At 71.8% G+C, this 11,705-nt stretch carries 13 protein-coding genes; 10 read left to right on the top strand and 3 right to left on the bottom strand.

What is annotated here, in order from left to right; genetic code table 11:
- The 9 genes from K0M70_RS08510 to K0M70_RS08470 form a co-directional block, all read left to right on the top strand.
- Positions 1-862 (top strand): peptidoglycan-binding protein (locus K0M70_RS08510; protein WP_290781372.1); only part of this gene is annotated, 862 nt, incomplete at its 5' end.
- Complete coding sequence (locus K0M70_RS08505) at positions 862-1,584, top strand: general secretion pathway protein GspB (protein WP_290781371.1); 723 nt, start codon at positions 862-864, stop codon at positions 1,582-1,584. The genes K0M70_RS08510 and K0M70_RS08505, both read left to right, overlap by 1 nt.
- A gap of 6 nt (positions 1,585-1,590) precedes the next feature.
- The gene (locus K0M70_RS08500) at positions 1,591-2,271 is read left to right on the top strand and encodes a rhomboid family intramembrane serine protease (RefSeq protein ID WP_290781370.1); all 681 of its coding nucleotides are present in this window, start codon (positions 1,591-1,593) and stop codon (positions 2,269-2,271) included.
- Positions 2,272-2,359: 88 nt separating this feature from the next.
- Positions 2,360-4,192, top strand: a complete 1,833-nt coding sequence (locus tag K0M70_RS08495) for a tetratricopeptide repeat protein (protein WP_290781369.1) — start codon at positions 2,360-2,362, stop codon at positions 4,190-4,192.
- On the top strand, positions 4,189-4,512 hold the full coding sequence (locus K0M70_RS08490) for a DUF1820 family protein (RefSeq protein ID WP_290781368.1): 324 nt from the start codon (positions 4,189-4,191) through the stop codon (positions 4,510-4,512). The genes K0M70_RS08495 and K0M70_RS08490 overlap by 4 nt, the downstream gene beginning before the upstream one ends.
- Before the next feature lie 35 nt (positions 4,513-4,547).
- A complete protein-coding gene (locus K0M70_RS08485) occupies positions 4,548-4,922 on the top strand; it encodes a VOC family protein (RefSeq protein ID WP_290781367.1) in 375 nt (124 codons plus the stop codon).
- Between the two features lie 42 nt (positions 4,923-4,964).
- Positions 4,965-5,525: a hypothetical protein gene (locus K0M70_RS08480; protein WP_290781366.1), complete on the top strand. Its 561-nt coding sequence runs from the start codon at positions 4,965-4,967 to the stop codon at positions 5,523-5,525.
- Between the two features lie 13 nt (positions 5,526-5,538).
- Positions 5,539-5,952 carry an NUDIX hydrolase gene (locus tag K0M70_RS08475; RefSeq protein ID WP_290781365.1) on the top strand — a complete coding sequence of 138 codons (414 nt, stop codon included), beginning with the start codon at positions 5,539-5,541 and terminating at the stop codon, positions 5,950-5,952.
- The gene (locus tag K0M70_RS08470; RefSeq protein WP_290781364.1) at positions 5,952-6,629 is read left to right on the top strand and encodes a class I SAM-dependent methyltransferase; all 678 of its coding nucleotides are present in this window, start codon (positions 5,952-5,954) and stop codon (positions 6,627-6,629) included. The genes K0M70_RS08475 and K0M70_RS08470 overlap by 1 nt, the downstream gene beginning before the upstream one ends.
- A 10-nt stretch (positions 6,630-6,639) precedes the next feature.
- On the opposite strand, the gene K0M70_RS08465 is transcribed toward K0M70_RS08470, so the two are convergent.
- Genes K0M70_RS08465 through gpmI form a run of 3 tightly spaced genes read right to left on the bottom strand, consistent with a single transcriptional unit; the run spans position 6,640 to position 10,646 of the window.
- Positions 6,640-7,926: a S41 family peptidase gene (locus K0M70_RS08465; RefSeq protein WP_290781363.1), complete on the bottom strand. Its 1,287-nt coding sequence runs from the start codon at positions 7,924-7,926 to the stop codon at positions 6,640-6,642.
- Between the two features lie 24 nt (positions 7,927-7,950).
- A complete protein-coding gene (locus K0M70_RS08460; RefSeq protein ID WP_290781362.1) occupies positions 7,951-9,111 on the bottom strand; it encodes a peptidoglycan DD-metalloendopeptidase family protein in 1,161 nt (386 codons plus the stop codon).
- Positions 9,108-10,646, bottom strand: a complete 1,539-nt coding sequence (gpmI, locus tag K0M70_RS08455; protein WP_290781361.1) for a 2,3-bisphosphoglycerate-independent phosphoglycerate mutase — start codon at positions 10,644-10,646, stop codon at positions 9,108-9,110. Before gpmI ends, K0M70_RS08460 begins: the two co-directional genes overlap by 4 nt.
- Positions 10,647-10,781: 135 nt before the next feature.
- Here gpmI and K0M70_RS08450 point away from each other — a divergent pair, with 135 nt between their 5' ends.
- Positions 10,782-11,504, top strand: coding sequence for a hypothetical protein (locus K0M70_RS08450; protein WP_290781360.1), 723 nt, complete (start codon positions 10,782-10,784; stop codon positions 11,502-11,504).
- Positions 11,505-11,705 lie beyond the last annotated feature (201 nt).

Here is an 11,705-nt window from a genome sequence, read left to right as displayed (position 1 = left end):
CCCCCCCCACCCCCCGCCCCCGCCCGGCCACCGGGGGGCCCCCCCGCCCGCGCGCCACGCGCGGGCGCCGGGGCTGCCCAAACCGCCGCGCCCGACGCTGGCCGCCGGCATGGGCGTCGTGCTGGCCGGCGTGGTGCTGGCCTTCCTGTTCTGGCCCAGGGCCAGTCCGCCTCCGGTGCCCGCGCCGGCGACCGCCAGGGTGGCGGCGCCAGTGGTGGACGTGGTGCCCTACCTGCCGGGCGATGCGCTGGACCAGCGCGTGCGGCTGGCAGGCGATTCGCCGCAGGGCGCCTGGGGCCAGCTGCTGGGCCTGTGGACGGTGCGCGCCAACGAAGCGGCGCTGGCCGATGTCGCCAACTGCCCGCCGGTACTGGCGCCGGGCCTGTTCTGCCTGCGCGGCCGCGCCAGCCTGGACAAGCTGGCGGCGCTGGGCCGGCCCACCTTGCTGCGCCTGGAAAGCAGCGAAGGGGACGCCTGGGCCTTGCTGCTGGGCGCCGACGCGGTGCGCGTGCGCCTGTGGCTGGGCGGCGGCCGTTTCGACACCGACCGGCTGGCGCTTGAACGCGCCTGGCGCGGTGACTACGCCGCAATCTGGCGCGGCCCCGCGTTCCTGGCGCCGCCGCCCGCAGCGGGCGACAGCGGCCCGGCGGTGGACTGGATCCACGACCGCCTGCGCGACCGCGCCGGCCTGGACACCCCCGACGCCGGCCCCGCCGTGCTTGATGCCGCCAGCCTGGTGGCCGTGCGCCGCGTGCAGACCGCGCACGGCCTGGTGGCCGACGGCGTGATTGGTCCGGAAACGCTGATGGCGCTGTCGTCCGGCGACAGCGACGGGCCGCGACTGCGACGGGTGCTGGACTGATGTCGATGATCCTCGAAGCCCTGCGCAAGTCCGAGGCGGAGCGGCAGCGCGGGCGCGCGCCCGGGCTGTTCGTCGAACAGCAGCTGGCGCATTCGCGCCAAAAGCGCCTGCCGGTTTGGGCCTGGGTGCTGAGCGCGCTGCTGGTGGCCGTGCTGCTGGCCTGGGCTTGGCGCGAGTGGTCGCGGCCGGCATCCGGCACGCCCAAGTCCGTCGCCGCCGCAGGCGTCGCCGGGACGGCGGCGCAGCCACCGCCCGCGCCAGTCAGCCCGCCATACGAGCCCGCGCCGTCCGATCCCGCGGCCCTGCCCTCGATCACGCTGGCGCCTCGTCCGGCACCCGCCCAGGCCCCCGCACCCGCCGCCAGCCCGGCCGCGGCCGCCCAGGTCCCCGAGCCCGCCGCCAGCCTGGCCGCGCCCGCCGCGCCGCGCCCTGAAACCATCGTCGCGCCGATCCCCGTGGCCGCACCGCCCGCGGTCACGGCCGCGCCCGAGGCGCTGCCCGGCCTCGGCGCGCTGGCGGCCGGCGAACGCGCCGCGCTGCCGCCGCTGAAGCTGAGCATGCATGTCTTCGCCGAAGATCCCGGCCAACGCTTTGTCATCCTGGACGGCCAGCGGCTGGGCCAAGGGGCGAGTCCCGCGGCCGGGGTGGTGCTGGAAGAAATCCGTCGCGATGGCTTGGTACTCTCCGTGAACGGCCAGCGACTTCTGCTGGCGCGACCGTAGGCGATCATGGTTTTCGTTTTCCTGCCCAACCGGCGCAAGCCGCAGATGCGATGGGCCACCGCCGCACTCGCCACGCTGATGGTGGCCGCCTTCATCTGGATATCGCTGTTGCCCGACGACGCGGCGTGGCGCGCCACGCTGCTGCGCTGGGGCACGCTGTCGGGCAGCGTCACCGAGTGGAGCGCGGCGATGCGCGACGAGCGCCTGCTGACGCTGGTCAGCGCGCTGTTCATCCACCAGGGGCCGGTGCACCTGGTCGGCAACCTGCTGTTCCTTTTCATCTTCGGGCTGCCGGCCGAGCGCAGCCTGGGCCCGTGGCGCTTCCTGCTGCTGTTCCTGGCCGGCGGCGCACTGGCCAACCTGGCGGCCGCGCTGCTGATGGGCACGCCGGCGCGCGTCATCATCGGCGCCAGCGGCGGCGTGTCGGCCGTGATCGGCGCCTACCTGGCGCTGTTCCCGAATGCGCGCCTGGGCGTCGTGGTGCCGCTGGGCGTGTGGCTGGAATTCATCAAGGTGCCGGCCGCGCTGCTGATCGGCCTGTGGGCGGTGCTGCAGCTGATCTTCACCTTCGTCGGGCCGAGCTTCGGCGCCGTGGCGTGGTGGGCACACCTGGCCGGTTTCGGCGTGGGGCTGCTGTACGCGCTGGTGGTGAAGCCGGCGCTGGCGCGGCGCTCGCGCGGTGGCTGAGGCCACTCGTATACTCGCGCCATGATCGTCCACGCCCGCTGCACGCCCCGCCCGACGCCGGCCAAGCCGCGCTAGCGGCGATCGCGCCTTGGCTACCGTTCCGCTGCTCGCACAGGCCCAGGCGGCGTTCCGACAGGGACGGCTGCCCGAAGCGCTGCAGCTGATAGATGCGGTGGTGAAACGCGAGCCCGGCAACGCCGATGCCTGGAACCTGGCCGGCGTGGTCTGCCACGTTCGCCGCGATCATGCGGCGGCGGCGCGCTATTTCGAACGCGCACTGGCGCTGGGCGCCGGCGCCGGCGTGCTGGTGAACCTGGGCTTCGCCCACCAGGCGCTGGGCCACACCGACCAGGCCGGGCAGGCCTATGCGCAGGCCACGCGCCGCGACCCTTCGCTGGCACTGGCCTGGCAGAAGCTGGGCGGCCTGCAGGAACACCAGGGGCAGCGCGGGGACGCGCTGGAAAGTTACCGGCGCGCCGTGGCCCTGGACCCCGGCGACCTGCGCAGCCTGGGCGACGGCCTTTACCTGCGGCGACACCTGGCCGACTGGCGGCCCGACGCGGCGCTGTCACCCGACCAGCTGCTGCAGGCCCTCGCCGCGACGCAGCGCAGCGACTTCTCGCCGCACCTGCTGCTGTCGCTGCCCGAAGCCACGGCGGCACAGCAGCGCGCCGCAGCGAACACCTTCGCGCAGTCGCAGTGGGGGCCCGTGCTGGCCCTGCCGCCGCTGGCCGCGCAGGTGCGCGAGCCGGGCGGGCGCATGCGCATTGGCTATCTGTCCGCCGATTTCTGCGAACACGCCGTGTCGTACCTGGTGAGCGACGTCCTGGCGGCGCATGACCGGGAGGCGGTGCAGGTGTTCGTGTACGCCTATCGCGCGGCGGGGGCGGACGACCCTTGGCGGCGCAAGGCCATCGACGCCGCGGACGTCTTCGTGGACCTGAACGCGATGGATGACGCCTCCGCCGCCGCGCGCATCCACGCCGACGGCGTGGACGTGCTGGTGGACCTGACCGGCTACACCGGCAGCGGCCGCGTGGGCATTGCTGCGCGCCGGCCGGCGCCGGTGATCGCGCAGTGGCTGGGCTACATCGGCACGCTGGGCGCGCCGCGCCTGGCCGACTACGTGATCGGTGACGCCGTGGCCACGCCGCCCGCCATGGCGGCGCATTTCAGCGAGTCCCTGGCGCTGCTGCCGCGCAGCTTCCAACCCAACGCGGGCCTGGGGCCGATTGCCGCGCCGCCCGCGCGCTCAGCGCAGGGCCTGCCCGAGCGCGGGGTGGTGTTCTGCAGCTTCAACCAGACCTACAAGTTCAACCCGCCGCTTTGGGATGACTGGTGCGAGATCCTGCGCGCCGTGCCGGGCAGCGTGCTGTGGCTGGCGCAGCCGCGCGACGCGCTGGCCGGCGGGAACCTGCGGCGCGAGGCACAGCAGCGCGGCGTGGAAGGCGACCGCATCGTGCTGGCGGGAAAACTGCCGCGCGACGAACATCTGGCGCGACTGGCGCTGGCCGACGTCGCGCTCGACACCACGCCCTACAATTCCGGCACCACCGCCAGCGACGCGCTGCGGGTGGGTGTGCCGCTGCTGGCGTTCCTGGGCGAAACCTTCGCCAGCCGAATGGCCGGCAGCCTGCTGCACGCCGCGGGCCTCGACGAATGCGTCGCCGCCGGGCGCCGCGAATGGGTGGCGATGGCGATCGCGCTGGGCAACGACGATCGCGCGCGGGCGGCGCTGCGCCAGCGCGTGCAGGCCGCCGTGCCGGCCTCGGGCCTGTTCGACCCGCCGGCGTTCGCGCGCGACCTGGAGCGACTTTTCGCCGCCATGCTGGCGCAGCGCCGCGCTGGTGAGCGCGGTACGCTGGCCATCGAAGCTTCGAAAGCACCCGGGTCCACGCCTGCTCGTATAATCGCGCCATGAACAGCCGCGTCCTCTACAAGATCACTTTCCACAACGCCGGCAAGATCTACGAGCTGTATGCGCGGCGCGTGGCGTCGAGTTCGCTGTGGGGCTTCACGGAAGTGGCCGACCTGGTGTTCGACGTGAACGAAGGCGTGGTGGTGGACCCCACCGAAGAACGCCTTCGCGACGAATTCGCCAACACCCGCGTGCTGCACCTGCCGATGCAAAGCGTGGTGCGCGTGGAGGAAGTCGACCGCAAGGCTCCCGTCAGCATCCGCGACGCCAGCACCGGCGAAAAGGTAGTCACGCCCTTCCCGATGCCGCTCAAGCCGCGATAACCCCAGGAGCTTCACCCGAACGCAGGAGTCGAGCCATGCAGGAAAAAGTCTCGGACATCGGCCAAATCGCCATCACCGTGAGTGACGTTGGCAAGGCGCTGGGTTTCTACCGCGACTGCCTGGGCCTGGACTTCCTTTTCAGCCCCTCACCGACGCTGGCCTTCGTGCAGGCCGGCGCCGTGCGCTTGATGCTGAGCACGCCGCAGGGCGCCGGAACGGTGGGCGGCAATTCCATCCTCTATTTCAAGGTTTCGGACATCGAGGCGGTGTTCGAGGCCGTGTTGGCGCGCGGCGGCACGGCCGAGCGTGCGCCGCAGCTGGCCGCGCAGATGCCCGACCATGCGCTGTGGACTGGCTTCCTGCGCGACCCGGATGGCAATCTGGTGGCGCTGATGGAGGAAAAGCGATGAAGACCGCACGCAGCGCCCGGGCCTGCGCCGGGCAGTCCGGCCATGGATGACCTGCACACACCTGCCCGTAGCGACGTGATGCGTCTGCGGCAGCGGTCCATGTGGCATGGCTTCGACTACGAACTGCTGTCGCCCTCGGGCAGCGTGCTGGGCGGATTGAGCCTGCCCACCTTCTCCCAGGCCAAGAATGCCCGGCTGGCGGTCCACCCGCCGGGTTCGAGCAAGGGCGACGTGCAGATCCGCCTGCAGGGCCAGACCTGGCTGCTGCGGCACGAGCACACGCGGCGCGGCTTCACCAACGACCTGCGCTATACGCTCGAATCGCCCGCGCACGATGTGCTGTGCAGCGCCGAGGTGACCTTCGAGTCCGGCCGGCGGCTGCCGGTGATCAGGCTGACGGCCCCCATGCACGCCGAAGTGATGCCCTCAACCTCCGCGTGGCGCAAGCGCTTCCCCATCGTCGATGCTTCCGGGAGCGCGCTGGGCGAGATTTTCGAGCCGCGGCTGTTCGCGCTGAAGTTGGAATTGGGCTTACGGCTGCCGGCGGCGTCGCTGCCGCTGCAGGCGTTCGTGCTGGCGGTGGCGCTGTTTGTCCGCCGCTGACGGCCAGGCAGGCATGACGCCCTTACCCCGCATTGGCGTGGCGGTGCTGGCGGTGCGCGACGGCCGCGTGCTGCTGGGCCGTCGGCTGGGTGCGCACGGCGCAGGCACCTGGGCGCTGCCCGGCGGCCACCTGGAGTTCGGCGAAAGCATCGAAGGCTGCGCGCAGCGCGAGCTGGCGGAAGAAACCGGCCTGCAGGCCAGCGTGTTTGCCCCCGGGCCGTTCACCAACAACGTGGCGGCCGCCAAGGGCCTGCACTACGTCACGCTGTTCATGGTGGCGCAGGACGCCAGCGGCGAAGCGCAGCGGCTGGAGCCCGACAAATGCGCGGGCTGGGAATGGTTCCCGTGGTCCGCCCTGCCCTCGCCGCTGTTCGCGCCGCTGGCGTCGCTGCAGCAGACGGGCTTTGTTCCCGAGGGGGCGCGATAGTGGCGCCACACGACCGCCTGATCAAAAGCTGGACCGCCAACGCCGCCGCGTGGACCGACGCCGTGCGCAGCGGCCGCATCGAAAGCCGTCGGCTGGCCACCGCCGCCGCCATCGAGCAGGCGCTGCTGGCGCTGAGCCCGGCGCGCGTGCTGGACGTAGGCTGCGGCGAGGGCTGGCTGTGCCGCGCCCTGGCCGCGCACGGCATCGAGGCGGTGGGGATTGATGTCTCGGCGCCGCTGGTGGAGGCGGCCCGGGCCGCGGGCGGCGGCCGCTTCGAACTGCTGCGCTACGCCGAACTGGCCGACGCCGCGCCGCGGCTGGGCCGGTTCGATGCCTTGGCCTGCAACTTCGCGCTGCTTGAATGCGACATCGTGCCAATGCTGTCGGACCTGCACCGGCTGCTTGCGCCGGGCGGCCGTCTGGTGATCCAGACCGTGCACCCCTGGAGCGCCTGCGGCGACGAACCGTATCGCGACGGCTGGCGTCTTGAGGACTTCGCCGGCATCGGGGACCAGGCCTTCCCCGAGCCCATGCCCTGGTATTTCCGCACCCTGGCAACCTGGCTGGCCGACTTGTCCCACGCCGGCTTCGTCATCGACCAGCTGCAGGAGCCCGCGCACCCGGACACCCAACGCCCGCTGTCCCTGTTGCTGGTGGCTGGCGCCGCGGATCGCTGAACGCGGCGCGTCAGCCGGCGGCTGGCGCCTTGGCCACGACGGGATTGCGGCGAGCCTTGAGCTGCAGCAGCGCGCGGGCAATGGCGTCGTCGCCCTCGATGACTTCGCCGCGGCCGATGCCGCCGGGCGTTTCGTCGTCGCCGCCCAGGTGGCCGGGCAGGTCCTGTTCCAGCGGGCCACGGCTGGCCTTGCCGCGCAGCACGATGTCGGGGCGGATGCCGCTGGCCTGGATGGACTTGCCGCTGGGCGTGTAATAGCGCGCGGTGGTGAGCTTCACCGAATCGCCGTTGTCCAGCGGCACCACCGTTTGCACCGAGCCCTTGCCGAACGTGCGGCTGCCCATCACCACCGCGCGCTTGTGGTCGCGCAGCGCGCCTGCCAGCACTTCGGCCGCGCTGGCGGTGCCGGCGTCCACCAGCACCACCACGGGCGCGCCGTCCAGGGCGTCACCGGCCTTGGCATAGAAGCTGGCGTTGGAATACGGCAGTCGCCCCTTGGTGCGCACGATCAGGCCTTGGTCGAGCAGCGCGTCGGCCGCTTCCACCGCGGCGTTGAGCAGGCCGCCGGGATTGCTGCGCAGGTCCAGCACCAGGCCCGACAGGCCGTCCTGGGACTGCCTGGCCAGCGCCGTCAGCTGGCGCTTCACCTGCGGGCCGGTGTCGGACTGGAAGGTGCTGATGCGCAGGTAGCCGTAGCCCGGCTCGAGCAGCCGGCTGCTGACGCTGGTGACGCGGATGGTTTCGCGGGTGATCACCAAATCGCGCGGTGCGGCGTCGCCGGGGCGCACGAAGGTAAGCGTGACGCGCGTGCCCGGCTTGCCGCGCAGCTCGCGGCTGGCCGCGTCGGCACCGCGCGTGGCCAGCACTTTGCCGTTCACGGCGATGATGGTGTCGCCCGCGCGCAGGCCGGCGCGCTGGGCCGGCGTGCCGTCGATGGCCGCGATGACCATCAGGCTGCGGTCGGGGCGCTGTTCAATCTCCACGCCGATGCCCGAGTACTCGCCCTCGGTCTGTTCCAGCAGGTCCTGGGCCTCGTCTTTTTCGAGATAGGCGCTGTGGGGGTCGAGGTCGGCCAGCAGGCCGCGCAGGGCGGCCTTCATCAGCGCTTCGTCGGCCAGCGGTTCGACGTAGGCGTCCTGGATGGCGCGGTATACCGACACGTAGCGCTGGATCTCGGCCAGCGGAACCGTGCGCGGCGTGGCCTCGGCCACGTCGGGATTCACCGGGGACAACGCATCGTCGGCAAGGGCGACGGGGGTGACAGCCAGGGCCAGCAGCAGCGGAACGATAGGGCGCATGCGGTGATTATGCGCCCGCCGCGGTCAGGGACGCAGCCACGGCTTGGGATCCTGCGGCTGGCCGTTGCGGCGCAGCTCGAAATACAGCGCCGGACGACCCTGGCCACCCGAGCTGCCCACCGTGGCCAAGGGCTCGCCGGCGCGCACCCAGTCGCCCACGTCCTTGAGCAGGGCGTCGTTGAAAGCGTAAAGGCTCATCCAGCCGTCGCCATGGTCGATGATGGTCAGCAGGCCGTAGCCCTTGAGCCAGTCCGAGTAGGCCACCCGGCCCGGCGCCACGGCGCGCACCTCGGCGCCGGCCGTACCGCCAATCAGCAGGCCGTCGCTGCTGCGCCCATCGGGCAGCCGGCCGCCGAACGCCGCCAGCGCGCGGCCGGCCAGGGGCCGGCCCAGCTGGCCGCGGCGGCTGGCGAACGGGCGGTTGTCGTCCACCTGGCGCGGGATGTCGGCAACGGCGTCGCGCAGCTTTTCAAGCAGCTGCACCACCGATTTCTCATCGCGCCCCAGTGCGGCCAGGCGGGTGAGCCGGTCCTTGAAGCGCTTTTCCAGCGCCACCAGCACGCCGGCGCGATCACTGCGCTGGGTCTCCAGCGCGGTCAGCTCGGCCTGCTGCTGCAGGCGCGCGGCCTCCAGCACCTGGTGCTGGTCGATGATCTGCTGGGCCACCTGCGCCAACTGCTGCAGCTCGGCCAGCAGGCCGCTGATGCGCTGCTGGCGGTCGTTCTGGAAATAGCGGTGGTAGGCCAGCACCCGCGCCAGGTCGCTCATGCGGTCCTGGGCCAGCAGCAGCTTGAGCTGTTCGTGCCGACCCAGCGCGTAGGCCGAACGTACCAGCGTGGCCAGCGCTTCGCGCTGTTCGGACAGGCCGACCTCAAGCGCGGCTTTCTGCTTTTCCAGCTGCTGCAGCTCGATTTCCTGGGTGGCGATGCCGGCCTCGGTCTGGCGCAGGCTGCGCACGGCGTCGCTGACCTTGGCATCGGCCTCGCGCAGGCCGCGGGTGGCGTCGCCGCGCTCGCCTTCCAGCGCGCGCTGTTCGGTGGCTATGGCCTTGATCTGGGTCCGCAGCGCATCAAGCTGTTTCTGCGCCGCGGCTTCCTTCTTCGCCCGTTCGGGCGCCGTCTGGGCGTGCGCCAGCGACGGCGCCAGCCACAGCGCCAGCACCAGCAGCCCCGCGACCGTCTTCAAGCCAGCTGCACCAGCGGGCGGCCGGTCATTTCCGGCGGCGCCGGCAGGCCCAGCAGGTACAGCAGCGTGGGCGCGATGTCGCGCAGGGCACCGCCGTCGCGCAGCGCGGCGCGCCGGCCCACGTACACCAGCGGCACCGGGCCGACGGTGTGCGAGGTGTGCGGCTGGCCGGTGTCGGGGTCGCGCATCATTTCCAGGTTGCCGTGGTCGGCGGTGACGATCATCTCGCCGCCCACGCTTTCCAGCGCCGATCTGATCGCGCCCAGCGCGTCGTCCACCGCTTCGGCGGCCTTCACCGCGGCGGCCAGGATGCCGCTGTGGCCGACCATGTCGGGGTTGGCGATGTTGCACAGGATCACGTCGTGCCGGCCGGCGCGGATGTCGTCGGTGAGGCGCGCGGTGAGCTGGGGCAGGTTCATTTCCGGCTGCAGGTCGTACGTGGCGACCTGGGGCGAGGGAATCATGATGCGTTCTTCGCCCGCCACCAGGGCCTCGCGGCCGCCGCTGATGAAGAAGGTGACGTGGGCGTACTTCTCGGTTTCGGCGATGCGCAGCTGGCTCAGGCCGTTGGCCGCCAGCACGTCGCCCAGGGTGTTGCGCAGGTCCTCGGACGCAAACGCCACCGGCGCGGGCAGCGTGGCGTCGTACTGGCTCAGGCACACGAAGCGCGACAGCGCGAGCACCCGCGGCTTGGCGAAGCCGCTGAAATCGGGGGCCACGAAAGCGCTGGTGAGCTGGCGGGCGCGGTCGGCGCGGAAGTTCATGAACACCACCGCGTCGCCGTCGCGCATGGCGCGGCCTCCGTTGATCACGGTGGGCAGCACGAACTCGTCGTTTTCGCCGCGGCCGTAGGCGGCGTGCAGCGCGGTGATGGCGTCGGACGCAACGTCGTCGGCATCGGCCTCGGCGATGGCGCGGTAGGCCTTCTCCACCCGGTCCCAGCGCTGGTCGCGGTCCATGGCGTAGTAGCGCCCGCTGAGCGTGGCGATGTGTGCGTCGCCCCCGGCGCAGGTGGCCAGCAGTTTGTGCAGGCTTTCTTCGGCCGAGCGCGGCGGCGTGTCGCGGCCGTCCAGGAAAGCATGGATGGCGATGTCGCCCACCCCTTCGCGGCGCGCCAGTTCGATCATGGCGATCAGATGGTCTTCGTGGCTGTGCACGCCGCCCGGCGACAGCAGGCCCATCAGGTGCAGGGCGCCGCCATTGGCCTTGGCGGCGCGGCAGGCGGCCACCAGTTCGGCGTTGTCGAAGAAGCTGCCGTCTTCGATGGCCGCGTCCACCCGCGTCAGGTCCTGGTAGACGATGCGCCCGGCGCCGATGTTCATGTGGCCGACTTCCGAATTGCCCATCTGGCCATCGGGCAGGCCGACGTGGCGGCCTTCGGTATGCACCAGGGTGTGCGGGAATTCGGCCAGCAGGCGGCGCCAGTTCGGCAGCCGGGCCTGGGCCACGGCGTTGTCGGCGGTTTCTTCGCGGTGGCCCCACCCGTCCAGGATCAGCAGCAGCAGGGGCTTGGGACGGTGGCTGGCGGCAGGCAAGACGGTCTCCGGGACGGATGGCACGGGGAAATTGTAGCCCCGCCGGGGAGACTGGGACCGTTCGCCGGCTGAACCGGTTTAAACCATTCCCCACCCCGGCGACATCCCACTGGGCAATTCCCAAGGAGCCACCCCATGCGAACCACCCCGCTTGCCTCCCTGATCGCGCTGTCCCTCGCCCTGGCCGCCGGCCCGGCCCTCGCCCAGCAGAACGTGGACAAGGTGTTCGGCGGCATCACCGCCCAGTCGGGCCAGGAGTACGGGTCGCTGGAGTCGGTGAACGGCGGCATCACCGTGCGCGAAGGCGCCGTGGTGCGCGCGGCGGAAACCGTCAACGGCGGCATCAGCATCGCCGACCGCGCCCGCGTGGGCAGCGCCGAGACCGTCAACGGCGGCATCAACGTCGGCGACCAGGCTGAAGTGGGCTCGCTGGAAACCGTGAACGGCGGCATCAGCCTGGCCGAAGGCGCGATCGTCGAGCGCGACGTGTCCACGGTGAACGGCGGCATCCGTGGCCGCCAGGGCGTGCAGGTCGGCGGCAACGTCGAGACCGTCAACGGCGGCCTGAAGTTTGAAGGCGCGGCCATTGCCGGCGGCCTGAGCACCACCAACGGCGACATCACCCTGGACGACACCCGGGTGCGTGGCGGCATCCTGGTGGAAAAGCCGAGCATGGGCTGGTTCAACAGCGGCAAGAACCGCGACCCGCGCGTGGTCATCGGCCCGGGGTCGGTGGTCGAGGGCAGCCTGGTGTTCGAACGTGAGGTGGAGCTGTTCGTGCACACCACGGCCAAGATCGGCCCGGTGACGGGCGCCACCGCGCGGGCCTATACCGACAAGCTGCCGCCGCGCGACTGAGCCGCGCCGGGCCGGCCCTGCGGGGCCGGCAGGTTGCCGCTAGAATCAGGGGTTCACGCGTTTGGAGAACCCCACCCATGAAGCACACCCTGCTATTTGCCGCCGCCGCCCTGGCGCTGTCGGCCTGCAGCCCCAGCCCGGCGCCCGCGGCGCCGGCGGGTGGCGAAGCTGCCCCGGGCAAGCACGGCTTAGGCCCGGAAA

The organism is Arenimonas sp. (assembly GCF_019459675.1).
In the GTDB taxonomy this organism is placed as follows: Bacteria; Pseudomonadota; Gammaproteobacteria; order Xanthomonadales; family Xanthomonadaceae; genus Arenimonas.
This window is presented reverse-complemented; position numbering and strand designations above follow the sequence as displayed.